This window comes from Burkholderia sp. AU44665 (genome assembly GCF_030504405.1).
GTDB lineage: Bacteria > Pseudomonadota > Gammaproteobacteria > Burkholderiales > Burkholderiaceae > Burkholderia > Burkholderia semiarida.
Genome location: NZ_JAUJRI010000001.1, coordinates 651,163 through 676,640, shown reverse-complemented (window position 1 = coordinate 676,640; position 25,478 = coordinate 651,163). Strand labels below are relative to the sequence as shown.

Genomic DNA, 25,478 nt, shown 5'->3' with positions numbered 1-25,478 from the left:
TATTGTTGCGTCAGTGACGCGCAGTGACCCGTTGGAACATGGCTCGGCGACGCGCGGCCCCCTGACTGGAACGGTGTCAGGGAGACGAGCACGCGAAATGATATGTTATATCATGTCAAATTCCAAGCCGGATGACGGGATCTCGTCGGCTTTCCGTTGGAACGGTGAAAGCGCGGCGGGAGCGGCGGGCGGCGTGCAACCGCCGGCTCGCGCTTTCGCGTCAAACGACGCCGATCGTGCCGAAGCCGCGTCGACCGCTGCATCCGTTCCAATGCGTTGACGCGTATCAACGCGCTCCGATTCCGAAACCGGATACTGGGTCGCTCATCGACCAGACAGGAGCAACGCATGACCCAGACCATGAAAGCGGCCGTGGTACACGCGTTCGGCGAGCCGTTGCGTATCGAGGAGGTGCCGGTCCCGACGCCGGGCCCCGGCCAGATTCTCGTCAACATCAAGGCGTCGGGCGTCTGCCATACCGATCTGCACGCGGCCGACGGCGACTGGCCCGTCAAGCCGTCGCTGCCGTTCATCCCCGGCCACGAAGGCGTGGGGATCGTCGCGGCGGTCGGCGCGGGCGTCACGCACGTGCGCGAGGGCGATCGCGTCGGCGTGCCGTGGCTCTACACGGCCTGCGGCCATTGCGAGTACTGCTGCACGGGCTGGGAAACGCTGTGCCATGGCCAGCAGAACACCGGCTATTCGGTGAACGGCAGCTACGCCGAATACGTGCTGGCCGATCCCGACTACGTCGGCCAGTTGCCCGCGCAGGTGGCGTTCGACGAGATCGCGCCGATCCTGTGCGCGGGCGTCACGGTCTACAAGGGCATTCGCGTCACCGATACGCGCCCGGGCCAGTGGCTCGCGATCTCCGGCATCGGCGGCCTCGGGCACGTGGCCGTGCAGTATGCGCGTGCGATGGGCCTGCACGTCGCCGCGATCGACATTTCACCCGACAAGCTCGCGCTGGCGCGGCAACTGGGTGCGCATCTGACGATCGATGCGTCGGTCGACGATCCCGCGAAAGTGATCCAGAAGGAAATCGGCGGCGCGCACGGCGTGCTGGTCACGGCCGTGTCGCGCAGCGCGTTCGCGCAGGCGCTCGGGATGGTCCGGCGCGGCGGTACGGTGGCGCTCAACGGGCTGCCGCCCGGCGATTTCCCGCTGCCGATCTTTTCGACCGTGCTGAACGGCATCACCGTGCGCGGGTCGATCGTCGGTACGCGCCGCGATCTGCAGGAGTCGCTCGATTTCGCGGCGGACGGCCTGGTGCGCGCGCATATCCATCGCGACCGGCTCGGCAACATCAACGACGTGTTCGCGAAGCTGCGGGAAGGGAAGGTCGACGGGCGCATCGTGCTCACCGACATGCATTGATGCCCACGCACGCCGCCGTGCGACGCATCGCGTCGCGGCGGCGTGACGGTCATCCGCGCATCACGGCGCGAAGAACACGTCGGTGCGGTTCGTCAGATTGCCCGCGCTCGTCTGCACGAAGAACGGATGGAACGACGACGACGGCATGACGTCGAGCCCCTGGTAGTCTCCGATGAAGAACCCTTCGGCGTTGGGCGCGAGCTTCATGTCGAACGGGCCGCCGACGCGCCGCTCGTCGGCGAACGTGGCGCCGCCGTCGTGCGAGATCTTGCGCCAGAAGCCGGTCGGCAGCGTCGTCGTGTTGCCGGCCTGCAGGTCGCGGAAGTCGTAGTGCGTGACCATCACCGCACCCGTGTTGTCGACGCGCACCGACGGATTGAACGCGGGGCGCCCGGTCGGCGTGTTCACCTGTCGCGGGGCGCTCCACGTCGCGCCGCCATCCTTCGACGTCGATATCGCGATCTCGTCGTACGTGCCGCCATTGAAGCGGCTGTCCTGCCACACGACGTAGAGCTGGCCCGATGCCGGGTCGATCGCGGGTTCCGGAATGATGTCGCCGGTGCGCACGGGTTCGCCGGTGTTCGCATCCGTGACGCCGACCGTCTGCAGCCCCGCGATGATCCGCGGCTTGGTCCACGTCGCGCCGTCGTCGGTCGACTTGACGAACGCGACCTTGCCGGCCGCCTTGCCGAACGGCGGCTGGATCAGGTCGAAGAAATCGTAGAGCGTGCCGCTCTTCGGATCGACGACGATCTGGTTGCCGATCGTCTGCTGGCGCGACGGCACGTTGACGATGACCTTCGCGGCGCTCCACGTCTTGCCGCCGTCGGTCGTCTTCGAGAACAGCGTGGGCCCGCGGTACGCCTGCGTGTGCAGGTTCGCGTACGGGTTGCCGTTCGGCAGTTCGAGACGGTCCCATACCGCGTATGCGGTGCCGGCCTTCACCGGGTTGGCCGTCACCGATTCCTTGTCGTTGAAGAACTGCGTCGTCGGCTCGTCGTTCGCGATCAGCACGGCCGGGCTGCTCCACGTCTGTCCGCCGTCGGTCGACACCGACGCGCCCACCGCGTTGCCGTTGTTCGACTGGTTGAACGAGATCGACACCGAGTACGCGGTGCCGTCCGGCCCGAACGAGACCCATGGATCGGACGCGCGTTCGTACTTGAGCCCGCCCGGCGCGCAGGCGCTGAACGGCTGCGGCGTGCGCGCCCAGGTCGCGCCGGCGTCGAACGTATAGCCGGCGACGAGCCCGTGGGCGCCGCCGTTCGACCAGCGGTCCTGCTGCCACACGCCGATCATGTTGTTCGGGTTCGCCGGATTGACCGCGAGCCACGGTTCGACTTCTGCATTCACGTAGTTGGTGCCCGGGCCGCCGATGGTGCACGCGGCGAACGGGCTCGGCCCGGACACGACGACGGGCTCGGCGTGCGCCGCGGCGGCGGCGGCCAGCGCCATCGCGGCGGACAGGCGGGTAACAAGCGGATGGGACACGATCATGCGTCGCATGGACGACTCCTCGGTGAGGTGCGGAGGCGATGGCGGGGCACGACGAGACGACGCGAACCGGTGCGACCGGTCGTGCCGCACGCGTCGTTACGTGCCGTTCAGCATGCCGTTTCAGCCATCGCGAACCGCGTGCGCTGGATGCCGCCAGCGCTTCGGTCAAGACTCCTCTTCGTTTTCCTTGCTTGTCGGCTGTGTCTGCGATGTCGACCCGTCGGGAAAGCCAGTCCGGGCATGCGACGAATGTGTCGAAGTGGATTGCAATGTAGGCGATTCGAATGTCGCGCGACAGGCGGTTTTTTGTAACAGGACGTAGCCGGAAAGCGTTGCCGGAAGCGGGCGTCCGGCACGCAAGATTTGCCGTTGCGGCGGCATGAAAATCGAATCGAAAACGCGAATCGCAATCGCTTGCGATCGATGCCGGCACGAGCCGGTCGCGCGCGCGTGAAGCGCCGTTCAGCGCTCCGCCGGAAACCGCTCCTGCAATGCGTGCAGCCAGCGGGCGACGACGTCGAGTTCGTCATCGGAAAACCCGTCGCAGAGCTTGCCGTTGAGTTCGCGCAGCAGCACGCGCGCACGCTTGAGGGCCGTGTGGCCTGCGTCGGTCAGGTACAGCCGCGTCGCGCGGCCGTCGTCCGAATCGGCATGGCGCGTGATGAGGCCGGCCTTCGCCATCCGGTCGGCGAGCCCCGTCATCGCGGACGGCGCGAGCTGTAGCGCGGCGCCGACTTCGCCGATCAGCGCGCCGTCCTGCTTCGCGAGGCAGAACAGCGCGCCGGCCTGCGCGGCGCTCGCGCGCGTGTCGGTTTCGGCCTTGCGGTCGATCCAGCGCTGCACGCGCCGCTGGCCGATGTTCAACAGGAAAAACAGTCGTCGGTCTTCGCTCAAGCTGGGTTCCCGGCTGCAATGGAAAGGGAGGGGCGGCCCGCGGTGCGCGGCGTGTCGAGCGCCTGCGCGAGCCAGTCGGCGACGTCGGGCCACAGCACGGCGCCGGGCCGGCTCCGAAAGAAGCCCATGTGCCCGACCGGGCCGCTGCCCGCCGCGCGCGGATCGATCTGGCGGCGTTCGACCTTCGCGCGGGTCAGATAGCTTACCAGCAGGCCGATCGCGGCCGGATTCGCCCACGGATCGTCGTCGAAGCCGAGCGCGAGGATCGGCAAGCGCTGCTTCGAGAAGCGCTCGGCCGCGCCGAGCGTCGGATCGTCGAAGAAGTAGTGCGGCAGCGTCGTCCAGCGGCTCCATTCGCGGAACACGCCGGCCGGCAGATCCTCGCCGAGCCCGAGCCGCTTGCCGGGCACGTAGCCGAGCAGTGCGGACGTCAGCGGGCCGAGCACGCGCAGGATCAGCCGCACCTTCAGGCGTTCGGCCGGCTGCGCGATCAGCCGCGTGCTGCCCGCGTGCGCGGCGACCAGCACGGCCGCGCGCAGATGCGGCGTCGCGCCGGACAGGCCGATCGCATGTCCGCCGACGCTATGGCCGACCGCCAGCAGCGGCAGCCCTTCATGCGTGTGCCGGGCCCAGGCGGTCGCGGCGCCGACGTCGAGCTCCATCCAGTCGCGCATGCGGGCGTGCAGCGCGCCCAGACGCGCGGGCCGCGATGCGCCGATGCCGCGATAGTCGTAGGTCAGCGCCGCGAAACCGCGCTCGGTCAGGAAGCGCGCGAAGCCCGCATACAGCCGCTCGGGCACGGCCGTCGCCGGATGGATCAGCACCAGCGCGCGCGGCGGCGCATGCGGCGACCACAGCGTGCCGTGCAGCACATAGCCGTCGGCGGCGGAAAACTCGATGGGTCGGGCGGTCATGGCGTCCTCGTTCGGGCAGTTGTTTCGTATGCGAAATATAGTGCGGGATTTATTTCGCGCACGAAATATCCATCGAGGAATCATTCGAATTTCACGTGGCGGCGGTGGTGCGGCGAGCCCCGGGCATGCACGCGTAATTCATAAAATATTTGCATCTTTACATAGAAGAATATTGCGTTTGTGTCATGAAGTGGATCGACGTATCTTCACCGGTTCCATCCGTTGCGCCGGCGGTTTCGCACGGCGGACCATAGGGCGTCGCCGTCGCAAGGCCGCCCGCCAACCTTCCGGGAGATCATGTTGCCGAGCCGAATCGTCACGGCGCTCTTGCTGGCGCTCGCCGCGCAGCCGGGCATCGCCAAAGACACCGTCACGCTGCGCGTGGGTGAACAGAACTACTTCAACATCCAGGCGTCGATGGAAGCATCCGGCGTGCTGAAGGACCTGCCTTACACGATCGAGTGGAAGCACTTCCAGGCCGCCGCGCCGGTGGCCGAAAGCCTGAACGGCAACGCGATCGACCTCGGCTTCCTCGGCGATTCCGCGCTGCTCACGCTGGCCGCGCGCGGCGCGCCGGTCAAGGTCGTCGCCGTGTCGCGGCAGAGCCTCGACGGCGTCGCGATCCTCGTGCCGAAGCACTCGCCGGTGCGGACCGTGGCTGACCTGCAGGGCAAGACCATCGCGGTATGGCGCGGCGCGTGGAGCCAGCAGCTCGTGCTGCGCGCGCTCGAACACGCGGGCCTGCGCGCCGATTCGGTGAAGTACGCGTACCTGATGCCGATCGACGCGACCAACGCGCTCGCGAACGGTTCGGTCGACGCCGTGTCGCTGTGGGAGCCGTTCGTCAGCACGCTCGCATTGCGGCAAGGCGCGCGCCCCGTAGCGACCGCGCAAGGGCTGATGCCGGCGCTGAGCTTCGTCGCCGCGAACGAGCAGGCCGCGTCGGGCAAGCGCGCCGAGATCACCGATTTCCTGCGGCGCGTGGTGGTGGCGCGCCAGTGGGTCGACACTCATCCGCGCGAGTACGCGGACCTGTGGGCGAAACGCGCGAAGCTCGAACCCGACGTTGCGTATCGCTGGCTCGACAACGCGAAACAGCGCGTCGGCCCGGTCGACGAAACGGCCGCGAAGGATGCGCAGAACACGGCCGATTTCCTGTACAAGGCCGGCGTGATTCCGGCCGCGTACGACACGTCGAAGCTGCTCGACCGCTCGTATGCGGGCGCGTTCGCCGCGCCCGCGCAAAAGACGGCAGCCGCGCAGTGACCGGGCGGCCCGCGTCACGATTGCAGCGATTCCCGCGATTCCTGATCGACATACCCAAGGACATCCCGACATGCCAGTCGACATCATCGGCATGATCACCGCGACACCCGGCGCGGAGGTCGACGTACCGGGCGGCGCGGCCGTCCAGCCCGACTACGTGCGCCGCTTCGCGCGGGCGCACGAGGCCGCCGGTTTCGACCAGATCCTGATCGGCCATTTCAGCAACGCGGCGGACGGCTTCATCGTCGCGTCGTTCGCGGCCGCCGCGACCGAACGCATCCGCCTGCTGCTCGCGCACCGGCCGGGCGTGATCGTGCCGTCGGCGGCCGCGCGGCAGATAGCGACGCTCGACGTGTTCAGCGGCGGCAGGCTCGCGCTGAACGTGGTGTCGGGCGGCGATGATGCGGACCTGCAGCGCGACGGCGATTTCGTGCCGCACGATGCGCGCTACCGCCGCACCGGCGAATATCTCGACGTGCTGAAACGGATCTGGCTGGCCGATGCGCCGGTCGATCACGACGGCCCGTTCTATCGGCTGCGCGGTGCGTCGCCGGTCGTGAAGGGCGCGCAACGACCGCATGTGCCGATCTATTTCGGCGGCTCGTCGCCGGCTGCGCTCGCGGTCGCGGGCGAGCATGCGGATGTCTACATGACGTGGGGCGAGCCGCTCGACGCGGTGCGCGAGCAGATCGCGCGCGTGCGGGCCGCCGCCGCGCCGTTCGGGCGTGTGCCGCGCATCAGCGTGTCGTTCCGGCCGATCGTCGCCGATACCGAGGCGGCCGCGTGGGAGAAAGCGGAGGCGATCCGCGAGCGCGTGCGTGCGGCGCGGCTCGCGAACGGCCAGCCGATCGACGGCCACGCGCCGCAGAATGCGGGCTCGCAGCGGCTGATGGCGGCCGCCGCGCAGGGCGACGTGCTCGACGAGCGGCTGTGGATGGGTGTCGCGAACCTGACCGGCGCACGCTGGAATTCGACCGCGCTGGTCGGCACGCCGGAACAGGTTGCGCGAGCGCTGGGCGCGTATTACCGGCTCGGCGTCTCGACGTTCCTGATTCGCGGTTTCGATCCGCTCGACGATGCGCTGGCCTACGGGCGCGACCTGATCCCGGCGATTCACGCACACATTGCGGAACTCGATCGCTCCCGGTCCGCGGTGCCCGCGTAGGGGAACGACAAGTCAATCGAATCGCCCCGGTATGTCCGTGACGACATGCCGGGGCGATGGTTTTGAACGAAACGCTCAGAACGACGGCAACCCCGGCGGATTGGTCTCCGCTCGCGCGATCGCCTCGCTCTGCAAACCCCAGCGCGCGAGCGCCTGCCCGTAGCGGCCGTTGCCGATCAGCGCGTTGGTCGCGAGCGTCAGCGCGGGCGCGAGCCCGCTGCCGCGACGCGTCGCGATCGCGACGTCCGCATTCGCCGGCCAGCCCGCATTGACGACGCCGACGCGGCGGATCTTGCCCGTGCGCGCGGCCTCGTACGCGAGCGATGCGTTCGGGTTCAGCTCCGCATCGGCCCGGCCCGACAGCAGCGCGACGCGCGCGGTCGCATCGTCGTCGAAATAGAGCAGCTCGGCCGGCTTCAACCCCTGCGCGACGTTGCGCTTGCTCCATTCGAGCAGGATGCGCTCCTGGCTCGTGCCGGCGCCGGTGATGATCCGCAAACCCGCGACGTCCTTCGGCTCCGCGATTTTCGCGATGGGGCTGCCGGTGCGCACGTAGAAGCCGTGCAGCCCGAGCCGGTAGGTCGTGAAATCGTATTTCTCCTTGCGCTTCTCGGTCACGCCGACGTTCGAGATCACCGCATCGTATTTGCCGGACGTCAGCCCGAGCGGCCAGTCGGCCCACGCGATCGGCACCAGCACGAGCGTGCGGCCGAGTGTGTCCGCGACCAATTGCGCATAGTCGGGATCGGCGCCGACCACGGTGCGGGCGTCGGTCGCATAGGTCGACACGGGCGGCGCGTGCGGTGAAATCGCGACCGTGAACGCGCCGTCGCGCACCCAGCGGTAGCCGCTGGCCGCGCGGATGGCCGCGTCGTCGGGGCCGGCGCGCAGCCGGCCGGCCTGGCGCGGGTCGAGGTCGGCCGTGGCGGCCGCCGCGCGCGCCGCATGCCACGACAGGCCCGATGCCGCGGCCAGCGCGGCCACGATGAACTGGCGTCGATCGGTCATTGTGCGGCACCTCGCGAGTCGGGAGCGGCGCGCATCACAGCACCCGCGACAGGAACGCGCGGGTGCGCGCATGCGCCGGCGCGTCGAGCACGACGGCGGGTGGTCCGGCCTCGACGATGCGCCCGCGCTCCATGAACAGCACGTTGTCCGCGACTTCGCGCGCGAAGCCGATCTCGTGCGTGACGATCACGAGCGTCGTGCCCGAGCGCGCGAGTTCCTTGATCACGTCGAGCACTTCGTTGACGAGTTCGGGATCGAGCGCCGACGTCGGCTCGTCGAACAGCAGCACCTTCGGACGCAACGCCAGCGCCCGCGCGATCGCGACGCGTTGCTGCTGGCCGCCGGACAACTGGCGCGGGTACGCGTCGGCCTTGTCCGCGAGGCCGACCCGTGCGAGCAGCGTACGCGCGGTGTGCTCGGCCGCATTGCGCGTCACGCCGGCGACGGCGACCGGCGCTTCGATCAGGTTCTCGAGCACCGTCAGGTGCGGGAACAGGTTGAAGTTCTGGAACACCATGCCGACGGCCGTGCGCCGCTTCAGCACGTCGCGCTCCTTCAGCTCGTGCAGCACGTCGCCGTCGCGGCGATAGCCGATCAGTTCGCCGTCGATGTCGATGAAACCGTCGTCGACGCGTTCGAGATGGTTGATCGTGCGCAGCAGCGTCGATTTGCCGGAGCCCGACGGCCCGACGATCACGGTCACGCTGCCGCGCGGCGCGACGAACGACACGTTGTCGAGCACGCGCTGCATGCCGAACTGCTTCGACACGCCATGCACGGCCACTTCGCCGCCGGTGCGCGAGACGGCCGCAGCGGTATCGGCAGGCGTGCGGGCATTGGGTTGTGCACGGGCGATCGCCGCCGCGCGGCGCGACGCGACACGCCGCCACAGCCCGCCGAGGCGCGCGAGCGCGAACGTGACCACCGACGGCGGCGGATTGCGCAGCGCGCCGCGTGCATAGTGCCGCTCGACCTGTACCTGGATCGCGGACAGCACGGTCAGGATGATCAGGTACCAGACGGTCGCGACCATCAGCAGCGGAATCACTTCGAGGTTGCGGCGATAGATCACCTGCACCGTGTAGAACAGCTCGGGCATCGCGAGCACGTACACCATCGACGTGCCTTTCGCGAGCGTGATCAGGTCGTTGAACGCGGTCGGCAGGATCGCGCGCATCGCCTGCGGCAGCACGATCCGCGAGGTCTGGCGGCCGCGCGGCAGACCGAGCGCGGCGGCGGCTTCGAGCTGCCCCTGGTCGACCGCGAGAATGCCGCCGCGGATCACTTCCGCGGAAAATGCCGCGTGGTTCAGCGTGAGGCCGAGCACGGCCGCGAGGAACGGGCTGATCAGGTCGGTCGTCGGCGTGTCGAACCACACGATGTCGGTGAACGGCACACCGAGCCGCACGTGCTCGTACAGGTAGCCGAGGTTGTTCAGGATCAGCAGCAGCACGATCAGCGGAATCGAGCGGAACAGCCACACGAAGGTCCACGCGCTGGCGGACAGCAGGCGGGAACGCGACAGCCGCGCCAGCGCGACGAACGCGCCGAGCACGAAGCCGAACACCGCGCCGAGCAACGTCAGCACCAGCGTGCGCGCGAGCCCCGACAGCACCGGCGGCGACAGGAACCATTCGGCGAACACCGGCCAGCCCCATTGCGGGTTGCCGAGGATCGAATGCAGCGTGATCGCGATGAGCGCGAGCGCGAGCACGGTGCCGGCCGTGCGCGACCGGTGGCGCGCGGGCACGATCCGCAAACGCGTGCCGGGCTCGCGTGCGCCGGGGGAAGAGAGCGGCGGCAACGCGCCGCCGAGGTGGGTCGTGTCGCTCATGTCGTTGGCATCCTCGAATCGGTCGATCGGCAGGCGCGCCGCGCACGGGCGGCGCGGCGCGGCGCGTCAGGCGTGCGCTACGGCGGCCGTTTCCTGGGCGGCGGTGCCGGGCGTCGCGTAGCGGCTCGCCTTGCGCGGCAGGCCGAGGTGGTCGCGCAGCGTGGCGCCGGGCAGGTCGCGGCTGTAGCGGCCGCGCGCCTCGAGCACCGGGATCACGAGCTCGATGAAATCGTCGACGCCCTGCGCCTGCACCGGAAAGCCGAGGATGAAGCCGTCGCCCGCGCCTGCGTCGTGCCAGCGGATCAGCTCGTCGGCGACGTGCTCGGCCGTGCCGATGAAGTTCGGGCGCGGCGTAGCGACCGCGAGCGCCGTCTCGCGCAGCGACAGGCCCTTGCGCTTCGCATCGGCCTTGATCCGGTCGGTGGTCGAGCGGAAGCTGTTGCGGCCGAGCTCGCCGAGTTCCGGGAACGGGGCGTCGAGCGCGTACTGCGTGAAATCGTGGTGATCGAAATAGCGGCCGAGGTACGCGAGCGCCTCGTCGATCGTCAGCAGGTCGCGGATCGCCTGGTATTTGTCCTCCGCTTCGGCGGCCGTGCGGCCGACGATCGGCCCGACGCCGGGGAAGATCTTCACGTCGTCGGCCTGCCGCCCGTGCTCGATCGCGCTCTGTTTCACGCGCCGCGTGAACGCGGCCGTTTCCTCGATCGACGGCGAATGCGTGAACACGGCATCCGCGTATTTGCCCGCGAGGCCGATGCCGGTGTCGGACGAGCCGGCCTGGAAGATCACCGGCTGCCCCTGCGGCGAGCGCTGGATGTTCAGCGGGCCCGCGACCTGGAAGAAGCGCCCGTGGTGATCGAGCGTATGCAGCTTGTCGCGATCGAAGAAGCGGCCGGTCGCGCGGTCGCGCACGAAGGCATCGTCGTCCCAGCTGTCCCACAGCCCCTGCACGACCTCGAGATATTCGTCGGCGATCTCGTAGCGCAGTTCGTGATCGGGATGCGCCTTGCCGTAATTCTTCGCGGTGCCTTCGAGCGGCGTCGTCACGACGTTCCAGCCCGCGCGCCCGCCGCTGATCGCGTCGAGCGACGCGAGCTGGCGCGCGACCGTGAACGGCTCGCTGTACGACGTCGAGATCGTGCCCGCGAGCCCGATTTTCTTCGTCGCGACCGCGAGCGCCGACAGCACCGTCAGCGGCTCGAAGCGGTTCAGGAAGTGCGGGATCGACTTCTCGTTGATGTAGAGGCCGTCCGCGACGAACGCGAACGCGATGCCGGCGGCTTCCGCCTTGCGCGCGACGCCGATCGCGAAGTCGAGGTTGATGCTGGCATCCGGCGGGTTGCTCGGATGCCGCCATGCGTTCATGTGGCTGCCTGCGCCTTGCAGCATCAGGCCGAAGGGGATCGATCGTCGGGTCGTCATGATGGGAGCGTCATGCGTTCTGGTCGGGGGAGAGGGAGCGGTCGGCCGTGAGGGCCGCCTGCAACGGGGTGGTGGACAGCGCGCCGCCCAGCCATTCGACCGACGCGAGCCGCGCCGCGTAGTCGGTGACCGGCGAATCGATCACGAACGCATCGACGTCGAGCCGCCGGCTCAATGCGTCGAGCGCGCGGTGGATGCGCTCGGGCGTATCGGCGAGTACCGTCGGGCGCAACTCGTCGATCCGGTAGTCGGACGCGCCGCTTTGCCGCGCGAATTCCGCGGCCGCCTGTGCACTGGCGAGGTTGAAGCTCTGGCCGCCCGCGAACTGCAGCTTGAAAATCTTCAGCGGCCCGATCAGTTGCTCGGCCTCGTCGCGCGTCGGCGCGGCGACCGCGTACAGCGCGACGAGCGGCTTCTCGCCGCCCGCGCCGCGGTACGCGTCGAGCGAGCGTTCGAGATTCGCGTCGTCGCCGTTGAAATGGCCTGCGTAGCAGAAGCGCCAGCCGTTGCGCGCGGCGAGCGCGCCGCTGTCCGGCGAGCCGCCGAGCAGGATGCGTTCGGGCAACTGCGGCGGCGCCGGCATCGCCACCGCGCCGGCGAGCGGATGATCTTCGGCCACGCCCCAGCCGAGAAACGCGTCGAGCGCCGCGAGCTGACCGGCGAAATCGGGCTTGCGCGCCTTGTCGTGGAACCACTGCAGCGCGCGCGTGGTCAGCGGCAGCCCGCCGGGCGCCTTGCCGATGCCGAGATCGACGCGGCCCGGCGCGAGCGCGGCCAGCAGCTTGAATGTCTCGGCGACCTTGAACGGGCTGTAATGCTGCAGCATCACGCCGCCGGAGCCGATGCGGATGCGCGACGTGTGCGCGAGCAGGTGCGCGACGACGATCTCCGGCGCCGAGCTGGCGAACCCCGGCGTGCCGTGATGTTCGGCGACCCAGAAGCGCGCGTAGCCGAGCTGTTCCGCGCGTTGCGCGAGCGTCGTGGTGAAGCGCAGCGCATCGGCGGCGGTCGCGCCGTCGGCAATCGGACTCTTGTCCAGCAGCGAAAGCGAATAAGACATGGTGAGCGACGTTCCTGCGTGAGCGTGGATGGACGGTTGCGGGCGCGCGGCGCTCAGCTCTTCGGCAGCCCGGGCGGATTCGTGCGCGACTGGTCGATCGCTTCGGATGCGAGGTTCCAGCGATCGAGCACTTGCCGGTAGCGGCCGCTTTTGATCAGCCCGTTCAGCGCGACGGTCAGCGGATCGGCGAGGCCGCTGCCGCGGCGCGTCGCGATCGCGATGTCGGCCGTGCGCGGCCAGCCGCCGCTGATCGCACCGACGAGCCGCGTCTTGCCTTGCTGCGCGCTTTGATACGCGAGCACCGAATTCACGCTGAAGACCGCGTCGGCGCGGCCCGACTGCACGGCGACGATGCGCATCGCCTGGTCGTCGTAGTACTGGATCTGCACCGGTTTCAGCCCGTGCGCGACGTTTTCGCGGTCCCACGCGAGCAGGATCTTTTCCTGGTTGGTGCCGGCATCGGTCACGATGCGCAGCCCGGCGACGTCCTTCGGCTCGCGGATCGCCTGGATCTTGCTGTCGTTGCGCACGTAGAAGCCGACCTGATCCTTGCGATAGGTCGAGAAATCGAACTTCTGCTTGCGCTCCTCGGTGACGGTCACGTTCGAGATCACCGCGTCGACTTTCCCCGATTCGAGCGCCAGCGGCCAGTCGGCCCATGCGAGCGCGACGATTTTCAGCTTGCGGCCGAGGCTGTCGGACACGAGCTGGCCAATATCGGCGTCGAAGCCGACCACCGTGCGCGCGTCGGTCGCATACGAGCTGATCGGCGGCAGGCTCGGCGCGATGCCGATCGTCAGCATGCCGGGCTCGGCGAACTTGAACGACGCGGGCACCGCGCGCTCGACTGCCGCATCGGCTGTGCCACGCGGCCGGCCGCGCTGCTCGGGGCTCAGGTCGAACGTCGCGGCGGCGGCGGCCGTGGCGGCGGCGAAGGCGGTCAGGCCGATCAGCGCGGCGGCCAGCGTGCGCGCGGCACGGGAGGAAAGCGATACGGCTCGATGCATGAAAGCGTCCTGTCGTGGAAGCGTGGAAGGCGGAATGGGCGAGGTGAAATGCGGGACGCCGTGCGCTCAGCGCGGTAGCGCCGCTTCGGGCACGGGCGCCCACAAGTCGGTGAGCGTCGACGTGCGCGACGGATCGACGAGATCCTTGCCGAAGCGCAGGTGGAAATACGCTTCGGGATCGATCGACGAATCGAACAGCCGCGTATAGCCGGTGCGGTCGTACAGCGCCCACGCTTCGGGCTGGCGAAAGCCGGTGGTCAGGTAGAGGCGGCGATAGCCCTGTTGCACGGCGCGCAGTTCGAGCGCTTCGACGATGCGCCGCGCGAGGCCCTGGCGGCGCAGGTCGGTGCGCGTCCAGATGCGTTTCAGTTCGGCGGTTTGCGCGTCGTAGCGCTTGAACGCGCCGCCGCCGATCGTCTCGCCGTCGCGCAGCAAGAGCACGAACGCGCCTTCGGGCGGCGCGAACAGTTCGGCCGGGTAGCGTGCGAGCTCGTCGCGGGCCGACGCGCGGCTATCGGGGCGGTACGCGTCGTAACGGGTCGAATATTCGTCGATCAGCGCGTCGATCAGCGGCTGCGCGCGGACGTCGAGCGGCGTCGTGTCGATGATGCGGTCGTTCGTGGCCATGGGCATCGCGAGTGGCGCGCGATGCGGACGTTCCTGGCGGGGTGCGGGCACGCGGCCCGTCCGGTCTGTTCCGTTATCGCGACGCGGTTGTCGTGATGGCGGCGGCTGTCGTGCTGCGTGCGAGGCATCCGGCGCGCCGCCGCCGTTTTGAACACGTTAGCGGCGCGGCCGGGAAAGGCGAACGAAGCAATTTCGATAAGGATTTCGCGAGCGGTGGAAGAAGGCTTGCAGGGAGAGTGGGGTGGGCGAACGGGCGTGATGGGGGCGGTGCCCGTTCGAGGTGTGTACGACGTAGATGATCGCCGAGGATTGGGAGCGTTGTCATTTCGATGGCCGACGGGCCATGCCGATTCGCGGCTGGTTCGTCAGGGTCGCGAGCGGCCGGTCGCGGCCCGCCGCCAGCGTGGCGACGGCCCCCCTCGAATGGTCGCGTCATCGCGAATCCCCGCCGTCGTGGGCGACGATTCTCGACAACGACGGCGTTCAGGCCGCTGCCGCCTGCTGAGTCACGTCGTACTGTTCGCCACCCAGAATATCGACGAGACCGGTCAGCATCCGCGCCAGTTCACCCGTCATCAGCGTGAAGTCCGAGTCGAAGCGCTCGTCGTCATTCTGCGCGGTGGGATCCGCCGCCTCCTTGATCACGTCGAGCGGCGTGACACGCTTGATCGTCAGCGACGGTGTCAGCACGAACGAGATTCGGTCATCCCAGGTCATCGCGAGGCGCATGCACTGTTTGCCGGCTTCGATGTGCCGGCGCATGTCGCTCGCTTCCAGCGCGTGGCCGACGTATCGCACCGTGGCGCCGCCTTCGCCGGTCGAACGCAACTCGGCGTCCTGGTCGACGGTGAATCCGCCCGGCGCCTCGCCGGACAGCAGCCAGTCCGTCATCGCGGCGACCGGGGAGCGCGCCACCTGAACGCTGGCGAGTGGCAGTTGATCGATCGACTTGACGAGCAGGCTGCGAACGTCGTCGGCAAGCGCTTGTGCCGCCGCATCGATGACGAGCCAGCCGTTCGCCGTGTCGATCCACACGCGGGTATCGCGGCGAATGCTGAACGCGCGCGGCAGCAGTTCGTCGGTCACCTGCTCCTTGAGTTCGCGCAGTTGTTTGCGGCCTACCTTGAAGCCCTGCTGCTCCTCGACCTCGAGCGCACGCGCCTTGGTGACCTGATTGACGACCGACGCCGGGAGCAGCTTCTTTTCGGCACGAAACACCAGCAGCATCTGCCGGTTGATCGAATAGACGAGCGCGCCGTCGTCACGCGGCGATGCCCATCCGACGCGCTGCATTTCGACGCTGCTGCCGGGCTGGAACGCGTGAGGCGCCAGCCATTTTTCCATCTGGTCGGGCGTGACGGCCCAAGGGGCCGGAAGACGATGAAGCTGAAGGTTCTTGAACCACATGGGAGGACGGGCAAAGCGCGTCATTCTAGCTGACGCGGAGAGTTGCAGGTCAGTTGCGGACCGTCGATGCCCGTGTCGAGGTGACTGTCCGCCATCGAAATAGAGACGATCGACGGTTGCATCAAGATTGACGACAATGGAAGCCATTCCAACAAGCGGGTAAAAACAATGATGACTTCCGGCGACGGCCTGACCAGCCCGGCGCGGCTCCTGCGGCTCGCCTCCTGGGCGATTGCGATCGTTTTCGCGGTCTTTCTGAACATGCTCGGCAGCCTCGTGATCCGCGACATGGCGTTCGCGCCGAGCGGCGGGCCGCCGGTCGTCGAGCAATTCGCCGATGCGCCGGTAAAAGCGCGGCTGGACGCGGCGCGACGTCAACTGCAGGCACAGCGCGACGCGCTTGCCGAGAAGGTCGACACGATGGAAGTGGCGCGCGGCCGCGCCGCGAAGGAGTACGAGGCCGAGAAGGAAAGTTTCCGCAACTGGCTGGCCACCCGCGCGGTGACGGGAGACGGTGCGACGGACCCGGACATTGTGGCGAGGACGCGCAAGCTGGATACGCTCCAGGCAGGGGTGGTCAACTGGCAGCATCAGATCGATGCGGTCGGTGATCAGCAACGGGCATTGGCATCGCAACTGACGCAAGTCGACACGCAAATCGCCGAAGCGGACGCAGCAGCCGAACGGCGCTTCGACGAGGCGACCCGGCGCTACGAGATGCAAGTGTTCGGGCTGCGGCTTGCGCTGACGTTACCGATCCTGCTGGTCGCGACCTGGCTGTTCATCCGCTACCGCAAGGCGCGTTATTGGCCGTTCGTGTACGGTTTCGGCCTGTTTGCGTTGAGTGCGTTTTTCATTGAGCTGGTTCCGTACTTGCCGAATTTCGGCGGCTATGTCCGGGTCCTGGTCGGCATCGTGCTCACGGTATTCGCCGGGCTTTACATGATGAAGGCATTTCAGCGCTATGCCGAACGCAAGCGGCTCGAATTGCAGCAGGATCAGGGCGAACGCGCGCGCACGATCGGATACGAAAAAGCCGTTCGGTCGCTCGAGAAAAAGCGTTGCCCGTCATGCGACAAACAATGGAATCTCGGCGGCGACGACTCCACGTTTTGCGTGCATTGCGGATTGAGGCTTTTCAATGTCTGCGAATGCGGCGGTCGGAATTTCTTCTTCTTCCCGCATTGCCATCAATGCGGCGTTGCGCAGGGGAGCGCGTCGCCGGTGTCATCCGACTGACGGCCCGAGTGTACGTACCGGCATCGGCGTACGACGGTCGTGAACGCGTCGGTCGAGTTCATCACCGGATGACACGCGGCGGCGTCGACGGCTCCGCCAACTGAAACAGGCAATCCCCGCGCCGCACCTGCGCGGGCACACGCTTGCACACCACTTCGCCGTCGCCGTTGAACCGATGCAGCACCGGTTCCCGCAACGGCGTATCGGGGAAGTGCACCCACGCGGCCGGCTGCCCGGCCTTCACCTGGTCGCCGAGTTCGACGAGCGGTTCATACAGCCCGCGCTCGTACGCATAAACGAAATGGCGATCGCCGTCGACGCGCATGAAGCGCGTGACGGCGGGCGGTGCGTCGGGCACGAGCGCGCCGTGCAGCAGCCCGATATAGCCGAGGTAATGCAGCAGCCCGTGGCGGCCGAGCCGGATCAGCGACGGGTCGGCCATGCCGGCGCCGCCGAGTTCGGTCACGATCGAGATCGCGCCTTGCCGACGCGCGGCCGACGCCGAATGCACGGGATTCGGCGCGTGCAGCAGCGCATTCTGCAACCCGAACGCGACCAGCAGCCCGTTGAGCTTCTCGGCTTCGTCCGCGTCGAGCGGATCGATCGCGAGCATGTTGCCGCCCTGGTACAGCAGCGAGCTGCCGCCCGAATGCAGATCGACCAGATACTCCGCGCGCGACAGCAGTGCGTGCTCGATGTAATGGGCGATCATCTGCGTCGGCGTGCCGGTCGGATCGCCGGGGAAGCTGCGGTTCAGGTTGCCCTCGTCGAGCGGCGACACGCGCAGGCCCGCATCCGCCGCCGGGAAATTGGCCATCGGCAGCAGGATCAACTGGCCGCTGACCATCTCCGGCTCGATCTCGCGCATCAGTTGCGACACGATGATCTGGCCTTCGTACTCGTCGCCGTGATTGCCGGCCATCACGAGTGCGACCGGGCCGTCGCCGTTGCGGACCGACGCGATCGGAATCGGCAGCCAGCCATATGCGGAGCGGTGCACGGAGTGCGGCAGCCGCAGGTAGCCCGCATGCTTGCCTTGTGCGTCGAGATCGATTTCGCAGTGAATGGGATTTCGGGAAGAGGAAGAGGCGGTCATGGCGGTATCGTTCGATGAACGGAATCTGCCATCTTATAGGGGAAAGCGGCAACGCGCGGCGGGCGGGCTCAACCGGGTGCGCGTGACGGCGGACGGGCGCGTTGTCGTGCGTTGCGGTGCCGATACGCGCGACCGCGCGCGATGTTGCAGCGATGAACGCATGCCGGCGCGCCAGCCGGCCGGTTCATGCGCCGGATGTCGCGCCGAGCCCTTGTCGCGACAGGGCCGGCGCGTGCAACCGGCTTACCGGCCGGATGTTTCAGCTTCGAGACGTCCTTCTTCCCACAGCGCCCAGAAACGGCTGCCGGCGCGATACGGATTCGCGCGCCGCGCGGCGTAATCGGCCACGCCCTGGCGAAACGCGCCGTACAGCGTAAGCGGCGGATTGTCGACGCATGCGGCTTCGTATGCGGCCGGCATCCGGCGGTCGGACACGAGCCGGCGGATCAGCGATGCGCCGTCGATCACCGCCTGTTCGTCGATGATTTCGGTTTGTGCGAGGACGTCGACGGTATTCATGTTGGGCTCCCTGAAACGTTCTTTCCGTATCAAGGAGCAATAAGAGTGCCAGTCGCGAAACACCGCTCCCGGCCTCGATCGTGCGGGCTTCTGCCGTCATCGTGCTGCGTGCCGGACGGCGATGTTACGGAACACGTCACGTGACATGCGAGCGCGCGGCGCCACGCGCGACCCGGCAAAGCGTTTCGGAATTGAATCGTCGGGAAGATGAGGCGGGTAGGAAAAAGGAATGCGCGGCGCGGCGCGCGATCGGCTCAGCTTGCGGCAACCGGCGCCACGCGGCGGCTGCCGCTCGAATAGAAGCAGTAGATGCCCTTGCCGGCCGACTTCGCGTCGTACAGCGCGCTGTCGGCCTGCCGGATCAGCTCGTCGGGCGAGCCGTGCCCGTCGTCGAGCGCGATGCCGATGCTGATGCCGATGCAGACGGTCTCGCCGATCGACAGCACGTACGGCGCCGAAATCTGCCGGATGATCCGCGCGGCGAGGATCGAGCACGCGTCCATCGTCGTGTCGTCGATCGCGACGACGAACTCGTCGCCGCCGATGCGCGCCGCGAGCTCGCCGCGCGGCAACGTCTTGCCGAGCCGCTCGGCGACCTGCGTGAGCACTTCGTCGCCGGCCTGGTGGCCGAAGCGGTCGTTGATCGACTTGAAGCCGTCGAGGTCGAGATACATGACGGCGAACGCGGGGCTCGGCAGCCGCGGCCGGCGCGCGAGCATCCGCTTGAGCTCCGCATGCAGTTCGTGGCGATTCGGCAACCCCGTCAGCGCGTCGTGCCGCGCGAGGTGGCGGATGTGCTGTTCGGTCTGGCGGCGCGCGGTGACGTCCTCGACGATGATCACCGCGTTGCCGTCAGGTACCCGGTGGCGCGTCAGTTCAAGCTGGCGCCCGTCGGCGAGCGCGATGTCGAGCGGCACGGGCTCGGCGCGGCTCAGCCACGCGGCACATTGCGCGGCGAGGCCGGCGCCGGCGGGATCGGTCGCCGCGTTCGCGCCGAGCGCGGCGACGACGGCCGGCAGCGGCGTATCGAGCATGACCTCGCGCGCCGAGCCGAACAGTTGCGCGGTGCGCCGGTTCACCACGATCACGCGGCTGTCGCCGTCGATCATGCACAGGCCGTGCGGCATGTAGGTGAGGGCGGCGTCGAAGCGCGCGACGAGTTCGGCGTTGCGCTGGCGCGCGGCGATCAGCGCGACGAGCACGCGGTAGTGGCGCTGCACGACCGTGCGCATCGCCGCGAGATAGATCGCGATCGGCGGCACCAGCAGCCACGCGCCCGGCCGCGGGGCCAGCAGCGCGCCGACGCCGATCGGCAGCACGCCGAGCACGACCTGCGTCATCGCGAGCCGCGGCAGCGCCGAATTGCGCGACGCGATGCCGCCGAACACGCCGCCCGCGACCATCACGGACAGCGTGCCGAGCTCGACGTCGGCGGCCTGTACGCAGCCCATCACGCCGAGGCCGAGCACGAAGCACGCGACGAGCGACACCGGCGCATAACGACTCGCCCAGTATTCGGTGCGATCGTCGCCGGCGTCGCGCCGCACCGTGTAGGCCCGTACGATCGACAGGCGCGCAATGAGCAGGCCGACGTCGACGACGAGCCACGCGAGGCACCACAGCTGCTGCACCCGGATCAGCGCAACGGCCGCGACGAAGCCGCTCGCGAGCCCGGACAGCGCCATCGGGCGCACGTCCTCGAACAGCGTCACGAGCATCGACGGACGCAGCGCGGCCGTCACGCGGTGATTACCGGAGGGGGGAGTGGCGAGAACGGAGTTCAGGAGAGATGCCCTGACTGCCATGGTTGTCGACCTCGACACGATGTCTCGATGGCTGGCGGCGCCCGCACGGCACGTGGCGGGACGCCCGGCCTAGCCGGATGCGCACGACATTACCATGAAAAACCGGCGGTGCGGGGCAGCCGGCAGCCCCGGCGCATCGCTGCGAGCACGAGTCGTCAACCCCGGTTGCGAGCGGCCGGCGGATTCGGCGGCGCGGAGGCGGCATCGTTGCGAACGGAACGATGTGCGGCTGTCACGCGGAATCTGGCGAGGCCGGCACAACGGTATCGAGCCGCACGCAAACGGCATGCGAATCGCCCTCGCGACTGCCCGCCGCGGCCGGCTGAAACCCGTTATAAGAAATTCAATAAGTATTTCATGCGGGAAATACTATAGGCGATATATCAAAAACAATGCCAGAATGCGCGCCGCTCCGAACGCCGCGACACCCGATCGCCGTCCGAGCCGCCTCAGGAGGTTCCCCCCAAATGAAAAACCACGGCCTGTCACGGCGGGGTTTTCTGAAAGCCAGCGTGCTGGCGGGTGTCGCGGTGTATGTCGCGCCCATCGGCAGCCGCGCGTTCGCGGCGCTCTTCGAAGAAAAACTCCTCACCCCCGTCAAATGGGATAGCGTCACCGGCATCCCCCAATTCCGCATCGACGGTATCGCGAAGGTCACGGGCTCGAAAGTGTTTGCCCGCGACGTGCGCGCCGCCGACATGCCGCACTGGCCGCAGCAGCAGTCGCACGCGCTGATCCTGCGCGTCACGCAGGCCGACCGCACGTACGAGGGCTTCGACCTGTCGCTGCTCGGCGATGAGCTGAAACCGGACCGCGTGGTCACGGCCGACGATCTCGCGCGCGACGGCGTCGCGTTCCCGGCGTTCTACGGCGACGACATGCTGTTGCCGGCCGGCAAGACGCCTGCGTATCTCGGCCATGCGGTCGCGATCCTGATCTATCACGACTTCGCGCGCTTCCGTTTCGCGAAGAACGCGCTGAAGTTTCGCGACGACGTGATTCGCTACGGCGCGGTCACGGGCCCGCTCGAACGCGATCCGTGGGGCACCTTCCGCTATGTGCGCGTGGGCGGCAAGACGGCCTATGACGACGACGTCTATTCGAGCCTGAAGGACGCGCCGATCTTCCCGAGCATGATGCGCAAGCACCTGCCGGTCTGGCCGGACGGCAAGGCGCACGGCAAGCTCGACGAGCAGGGCATGTTCCTCGCCGGGCAGATCGGTGCCGAACTCGATCATCCGCCCGCCGAGTGGCTCGTGTTCGACCGCGAATACAACACGCAGTCGGTCGATACAGCCGCGCTCGAACCCGACAACGCGAACTGCTGGTACGACGCTGCAACGCAAGCGCTGCACCTCGTCGTGCCGACCCAGTCGCCGCTCGAGGTGTCGGAGAACGCGGCCGCGATGGTCGCGAAATGCCGCTTCCCGGTGAAGAAGCTGTTCGTGCATCCGTGCTATACGGTCGGCTACGGCTCGAAGGATCACTTCAACGTGCCGTTCTACGGCCTCGTCTGCGCGCTGTACGCGGACGGCCGCCCGGTGCGTTTCGCGAACGATCGCTACGAGCAGTTCCAGACGTCGTTGAAGCGTCACGCGTTCAAGATGCATTACCGGATCGCGGTCGATCGCAACACGGGCCTGCTGCAGTCGTTCAAGGGCGATTTCGAGGCGAACGGCGGCGGGCGCTCGAACTTCTCGCCGTCGGTCGCGATGGTCGGCGCGACGGCCGCGCAATCGATCTACTACTTCCCGAAGAGCGATCTCGCGGCCGTCGCGATCGCGTCGCGTGCCATCGACGCCGGCTCCGCACGCGGCTACGGCACGCTGCAGAGCATGGCCGCGACCGAGATGGCGATCGACGAGATCGCCGCGCAACTGAACATCGACCCGATCGACTTCCGGCTGCGCAACGCGCTGCGTTCGGGGATGAAGAACACGCAGGGCGCGATTCCCGCCGGTGCGCTGCGCGTCGACGAAGTGCTCGAACGGGCGAAGCAGCATCCGCTGTGGACGCGCCGTGCCGCGCGCAAGGTCGAATTCGAGGCCGCGCATCCGGGCAAGCGCTACGGCGTCGGCTTCGCGTGCGTGCAGAAGGATTTCGGCACGGGCGCGGAAGCGTCGTTCGCGAAAGTCGAATTCGACGAGCACGGCAAGGTGTCGCTGCAGCATACGGCGGCCGAGATCGGCACGGGGATGTCGACGTCACAGGCCGTCGCGGTCGCGAAATGGCTCGGCCGCCCGGCGACCGACGTCCGCGTGGCGCTGACCGAATGGCCGGACCTGCCGATCGAGACGAGCGGCGATCCGTATCTGATGTCGCAGGCCGACCAGGATCGGCTGAGCGCGAACCCGCGCTGGTCGCCGGGCTATGCATCGCCGTCGAGCGCGACGAACTCGGCGTACTACTTCACGCACAGCACGCGCGAAGCCGCGCGCGCCGTGTTCCGCTACGGGCTGTGGCCGGCCGCGATGTCGATCTGGACGCGCGGCCTCGGCGGCGGCCAGGCCGCACCGTATACGATCCGCATCGAGGATGCGCGCTGGGTCGACGGCAAGCTGACCGCCGACGGCCTCGAGCCGCTGACGTTCGAGCAGCTCGCGAAGCAGGCGCATGCGCTCGGCCTGCCGACCGGCGCCGTCGTGCACGTGTTCAACCGCTGGCAGTGGACCGACGCCGAGTTCGAGGTGGGCGGCACGGTCGAGCGTCTGCCGATCGACGGGCTGTCGCTGCGTGTCGGCGCGCCGAAGACGGGCGACGACGGCCCGATCCCGGGCACCGCCGCCCCGGCCGGCGCGACCGCGTTGCGCGGCACGCTGCCGCCGACCGCGAACGGCTACCGCGTGCTGGACCGCAAGCGCGTGTTCATCCCGCCGACGAGCCGCAACAACGCGGCCGTCACGTACTACACGGCGGTCGGCACGCTCGTCGAGCTGGCCGTGCACGAAGCGACCGGCAAGGTCGAACTGCTCACGCATCACTCGATCATGGAATGCGGCAACCAGATTTCGCCGCAACTCGTGTCGGGCCAGTTGCAGGGCGGTCTCGCGATGGGCATCGGCCATGCGCTGCACGAGTACCTGCCGCTCTACGAGGACGGCCCCGGCAACGGCACGTGGAACTTCAACCGTTACCGGTTGCCGCGCGCGTCCGACGTCGCCGTCTGGACGCAAACGGGCGAGGTGCTGCCGCCGCTGTCCGAGACCGATCCGCCGAAGGGTGTCGCCGAAGTGGTGATGATCCCCGTCGTCGGCGCGATCGTGAACGGCATCGCGCACGCGATCGGCCATCGTTTCACCGACTTGCCGGTGACCCCGCAAAAGATTCAGGAGGTGCTCGCATGACGACCGCCCAAACCGCGGCTTCGGCCGCGAGCGCCAGCGCGGCTGCGACCGGCGCGTCAATACCGGCGGCGGCTTCGGCCGCCCCGGCATCCGTTCCCGCCACGCCGGCTGCACCGGCACCTGCCGCCGTCGAACGTCCGCTCGTTCGGTTCCAGCAGAAGCCGCTGTCGGTCAGGATCAACGGCAACGCCGTCGGCCCGATGCAGGTGCCGGAAGGGCTGATGATGATCGAGTTCCTGCACGAGTACGTGGGCCTCACCGGTTCGCGGCTCGGCTGCGGGCAGGGCATCTGCCACGCGTGCGTCGTGATCGTCGACCAGCCGGACGGCACGAGCGAGGAAATGCGTACCTGCATCACCGGCGCGCACTTCTTCCATGGCCGTTCGATCCGCACGATCGAAGGCCACGCGAAGCGCAACGAGGCGGGCGAGGTCGTCGAGCTGTCGCCGATCCAGCAGAAGTTCCTCGAGCACTTCAGCTTCCAGTGCGGCTACTGCACGCCGGGCTTCGTCAACGCGGCGACCGTGCTGATCGAACGCCTGAAGCGCGAGCCGGTCGCGAAGGCCGACGTGGAACGCACGATCACCGACGCGCTCGATGCGCACCTCTGCCGCTGCACGGGCTACGTCCGCTACTACCAAGCCGTCAAGGACGTGGTGCTGACGACACCGGGACTCGTGAAGGACACCGCATGAAACGCACTCTCGCTCATCGTGTCGCGCGGGCCGCGGGCGTGCCCGCGCTCGCCGCGGCGTGCGCGCTGCTGCTCGCCGCCTGCGGCGGCCACGACGCGCCGGCGTCGAATGCGGCGTCCGGCGCGCCCGGCGCCGATGCGGTCGCGCGCGGCCGCTATCTCGTCAAGGCTGCCGACTGCGCGGCGTGCCACACCGCGAAGGACGGCGCGCCATTCGCCGGCGGCGCGGCGCTCGAATCGCCGTTCGGCACGTTCTACGGCTCGAACATCACGCCCGACAAGGAACACGGAATCGGCGACTGGAGCGCGGACGACTTCTACGCCGCGCTGCACGACGGCAAGGCGCCGGGCAAGCGCCTGTATCCGTCGATGCCGTACACGTCGTACCGGCAGCTCACGCGCGCCGACGCCGATGCGATGTACGCGTACCTGAAGACGGTGAAGCCGGTCGCGCAGGAAAACCGCGTGCACGACCTGAAGTTCCCGTACAACCTGCGCTTCGGCATGGTCTTCTGGGACATGCTGTTCCTGAAGGACAGCCTGCCGGATGCGTCGGCCGGGCAATCCGCCGACTGGCGGCGCGGCCGCTATCTCGCGGGCGCGCTCGGCCATTGCGCGGAATGCCACACGCCGCGTGCGTTCACGGGCCAGCTCGACGGGGCGAAGCCGTTCGCGGGGGCCGCGCTCGGCCGCGTGGCCGCGCCCGACATCACGCCGGGCGGCCTCGCCGCGCGCGGCTGGACGGGCGCCGACCTGCAGACGTTCTTCGGCGTCGGCATCGCGCCGCAAGGCTCGGCATTCGGCGAGATGTATCCGGTCGTGCACCTGAGCACGCAGTACCTGACGAAGGACGACCTGCGCGCGCTGTCGGTGTACCTGCTCGGCGATACGCCGCCCGCGTCGCAACCGGTGAAGCCGGTGTCGGCCGATACCGCGCAGCTTGCCGCCGGCCGCTCGGTGTATCTCGCGGTCTGTGCGGGCTGTCACGGCTTCAACGGCGAAGGCAAGCCGCACGTGGCGGTGCCGATGAACGGCAACTCGACGGTGCGCCACGGCGACCCGCGCAACCTGCTGGTCGCGATGCTCGACGGCATCGACGAGCAGAAGTTCGCCGGCTTCGAGAACCTGCAGCCGATGCCGGCTTTCGCGCGCACGCTGAGCGACGACGAACTCGCGCAGCTCGCGAACTATCTGCGCGCGACGTGGGGCGGCCAGCCCGCGAGCGTCACGCCGGCCGACGTGAAGGCGATGCGGCGATAAATCGGACGACGAAACAGGGCGTCGCGCGCGACGCGGCCGAGTG

General features: G+C 68.3%; 21 protein-coding genes. 8 read left to right on the top strand and 13 right to left on the bottom strand.

Going from position 1 to position 25,478, the window contains the following annotated elements:
- Nucleotides 1–348: 348 nt before the first annotated feature.
- Entirely contained in the window at nucleotides 349–1,377 is a 1,029-nt protein-coding gene (gene adhP / locus QZM15_RS02990; RefSeq protein WP_060310922.1) for an alcohol dehydrogenase AdhP, read from the top strand.
- A 60-nt stretch (nucleotides 1,378–1,437) separates the two neighbouring features.
- On the opposite strand, the gene QZM15_RS02985 is transcribed toward adhP, so the two are convergent.
- The 3 genes from QZM15_RS02985 to QZM15_RS02975 all read right to left on the bottom strand — a co-directional run bounded on the left by QZM15_RS02985 (nucleotide 1,438) and on the right by QZM15_RS02975 (nucleotide 4,682).
- Nucleotides 1,438–2,883 carry a sialidase family protein gene (locus QZM15_RS02985; RefSeq protein ID WP_302105769.1) on the bottom strand — a complete coding sequence of 482 codons (1,446 nt, stop codon included), beginning with the start codon at nucleotides 2,881–2,883 and terminating at the stop codon, nucleotides 1,438–1,440.
- Nucleotides 2,884–3,336: 453 nt separating this feature from the next.
- On the bottom strand, nucleotides 3,337–3,768 hold the full coding sequence (locus tag QZM15_RS02980; RefSeq protein ID WP_060310924.1) for a MarR family winged helix-turn-helix transcriptional regulator: 432 nt from the start codon (nucleotides 3,766–3,768) through the stop codon (nucleotides 3,337–3,339).
- A complete protein-coding gene (locus QZM15_RS02975; protein WP_302105768.1) occupies nucleotides 3,765–4,682 on the bottom strand; it encodes an alpha/beta hydrolase in 918 nt (305 codons plus the stop codon). Before QZM15_RS02975 ends, QZM15_RS02980 begins: the two co-directional genes overlap by 4 nt.
- Nucleotides 4,683–4,979: 297 nt before the next feature.
- Here QZM15_RS02975 and QZM15_RS02970 point away from each other — a divergent pair, with 297 nt between their 5' ends.
- Together QZM15_RS02970 and QZM15_RS02965 are read left to right on the top strand one after the other, a co-directional pair.
- Nucleotides 4,980–5,948, top strand: a complete 969-nt coding sequence (locus QZM15_RS02970) for an ABC transporter substrate-binding protein (protein WP_059574362.1) — start codon at nucleotides 4,980–4,982, stop codon at nucleotides 5,946–5,948.
- A gap of 70 nt (nucleotides 5,949–6,018) precedes the next feature.
- A complete protein-coding gene (locus QZM15_RS02965) occupies nucleotides 6,019–7,113 on the top strand; it encodes an LLM class flavin-dependent oxidoreductase (protein ID WP_060310927.1) in 1,095 nt (364 codons plus the stop codon).
- A gap of 75 nt (nucleotides 7,114–7,188) precedes the next feature.
- Here the strand turns inward: QZM15_RS02965 and QZM15_RS02960 are convergent, their stop codons facing one another.
- The 6 genes from QZM15_RS02960 to QZM15_RS02935 all read right to left on the bottom strand — a co-directional run bounded on the left by QZM15_RS02960 (nucleotide 7,189) and on the right by QZM15_RS02935 (nucleotide 14,071).
- Nucleotides 7,189–8,121 carry an ABC transporter substrate-binding protein gene (locus QZM15_RS02960; protein ID WP_302105767.1) on the bottom strand — a complete coding sequence of 311 codons (933 nt, stop codon included), beginning with the start codon at nucleotides 8,119–8,121 and terminating at the stop codon, nucleotides 7,189–7,191.
- Between the two features lie 34 nt (nucleotides 8,122–8,155).
- Nucleotides 8,156–9,955: an amino acid ABC transporter permease/ATP-binding protein gene (locus QZM15_RS02955; protein ID WP_302105766.1), complete on the bottom strand. Its 1,800-nt coding sequence runs from the start codon at nucleotides 9,953–9,955 to the stop codon at nucleotides 8,156–8,158.
- Nucleotides 9,956–10,021: 66 nt separating this feature from the next.
- On the bottom strand, nucleotides 10,022–11,377 hold the full coding sequence (locus QZM15_RS02950) for an LLM class flavin-dependent oxidoreductase (RefSeq protein ID WP_060968895.1): 1,356 nt from the start codon (nucleotides 11,375–11,377) through the stop codon (nucleotides 10,022–10,024).
- Between the two features lie 10 nt (nucleotides 11,378–11,387).
- Entirely contained in the window at nucleotides 11,388–12,437 is a 1,050-nt protein-coding gene (locus QZM15_RS02945; protein WP_099317472.1) for an LLM class flavin-dependent oxidoreductase, read from the bottom strand.
- A gap of 53 nt (nucleotides 12,438–12,490) precedes the next feature.
- The gene (locus QZM15_RS02940; RefSeq protein ID WP_302105765.1) at nucleotides 12,491–13,444 is read right to left on the bottom strand and encodes an ABC transporter substrate-binding protein; all 954 of its coding nucleotides are present in this window, start codon (nucleotides 13,442–13,444) and stop codon (nucleotides 12,491–12,493) included.
- 66 nt (nucleotides 13,445–13,510) lie between these two features.
- The gene (locus tag QZM15_RS02935) at nucleotides 13,511–14,071 is read right to left on the bottom strand and encodes a GNAT family N-acetyltransferase (RefSeq protein ID WP_059574368.1); all 561 of its coding nucleotides are present in this window, start codon (nucleotides 14,069–14,071) and stop codon (nucleotides 13,511–13,513) included.
- Between the two features lie 295 nt (nucleotides 14,072–14,366).
- Here QZM15_RS02935 and QZM15_RS02930 point away from each other — a divergent pair, with 295 nt between their 5' ends.
- Complete coding sequence (locus QZM15_RS02930; protein WP_275905828.1) at nucleotides 14,367–14,576, top strand: hypothetical protein; 210 nt, start codon at nucleotides 14,367–14,369, stop codon at nucleotides 14,574–14,576.
- Here the strand turns inward: QZM15_RS02930 and QZM15_RS02925 are convergent.
- On the bottom strand, nucleotides 14,555–15,478 hold the full coding sequence (locus QZM15_RS02925; RefSeq protein WP_275906025.1) for a recombination-associated protein RdgC: 924 nt from the start codon (nucleotides 15,476–15,478) through the stop codon (nucleotides 14,555–14,557). The two genes, QZM15_RS02930 and QZM15_RS02925, sit on opposite strands and share 22 nt — an antisense overlap.
- 168 nt (nucleotides 15,479–15,646) lie before the next feature.
- Here QZM15_RS02925 and QZM15_RS02920 point away from each other — a divergent pair, with 168 nt between their 5' ends.
- Nucleotides 15,647–16,717, top strand: coding sequence for a zinc ribbon domain-containing protein (locus tag QZM15_RS02920; RefSeq protein WP_275905829.1), 1,071 nt, complete (start codon nucleotides 15,647–15,649; stop codon nucleotides 16,715–16,717).
- A 61-nt stretch (nucleotides 16,718–16,778) separates the two neighbouring features.
- On the opposite strand, the gene QZM15_RS02915 is transcribed toward QZM15_RS02920, so the two are convergent.
- The 3 genes from QZM15_RS02915 to QZM15_RS02905 form a co-directional block, all read right to left on the bottom strand.
- A complete protein-coding gene (locus QZM15_RS02915) occupies nucleotides 16,779–17,813 on the bottom strand; it encodes a succinylglutamate desuccinylase/aspartoacylase family protein (protein WP_302105764.1) in 1,035 nt (344 codons plus the stop codon).
- Nucleotides 17,814–18,056: 243 nt separating this feature from the next.
- Nucleotides 18,057–18,332 carry a hypothetical protein gene (locus QZM15_RS02910; RefSeq protein WP_302105763.1) on the bottom strand — a complete coding sequence of 92 codons (276 nt, stop codon included), beginning with the start codon at nucleotides 18,330–18,332 and terminating at the stop codon, nucleotides 18,057–18,059.
- A 254-nt stretch (nucleotides 18,333–18,586) separates the two neighbouring features.
- Entirely contained in the window at nucleotides 18,587–20,137 is a 1,551-nt protein-coding gene (locus tag QZM15_RS02905) for a sensor domain-containing diguanylate cyclase (protein WP_302105762.1), read from the bottom strand.
- Nucleotides 20,138–20,604: 467 nt separating this feature from the next.
- On the opposite strand from QZM15_RS02905, the gene QZM15_RS02900 reads away from it, so the two are divergent.
- Genes QZM15_RS02900 through QZM15_RS02890 form a run of 3 tightly spaced genes read left to right on the top strand, consistent with a single transcriptional unit; the run spans nucleotide 20,605 to nucleotide 25,435 of the window.
- A complete protein-coding gene (locus tag QZM15_RS02900) occupies nucleotides 20,605–23,481 on the top strand; it encodes a xanthine dehydrogenase family protein molybdopterin-binding subunit (RefSeq protein ID WP_275905830.1) in 2,877 nt (958 codons plus the stop codon).
- Nucleotides 23,478–24,176, top strand: a complete 699-nt coding sequence (locus QZM15_RS02895) for a (2Fe-2S)-binding protein (RefSeq protein ID WP_302105761.1) — start codon at nucleotides 23,478–23,480, stop codon at nucleotides 24,174–24,176. Before QZM15_RS02900 ends, QZM15_RS02895 begins: the two co-directional genes overlap by 4 nt.
- Nucleotides 24,173–25,435 (top strand): cytochrome c, encoded by a 1,263-nt coding sequence (locus QZM15_RS02890; RefSeq protein ID WP_302105760.1) that lies wholly within the window; start codon nucleotides 24,173–24,175, stop codon nucleotides 25,433–25,435. The genes QZM15_RS02895 and QZM15_RS02890 overlap by 4 nt, the downstream gene beginning before the upstream one ends.
- The last annotated feature ends 43 nt before the right edge of the window (nucleotides 25,436–25,478 follow it).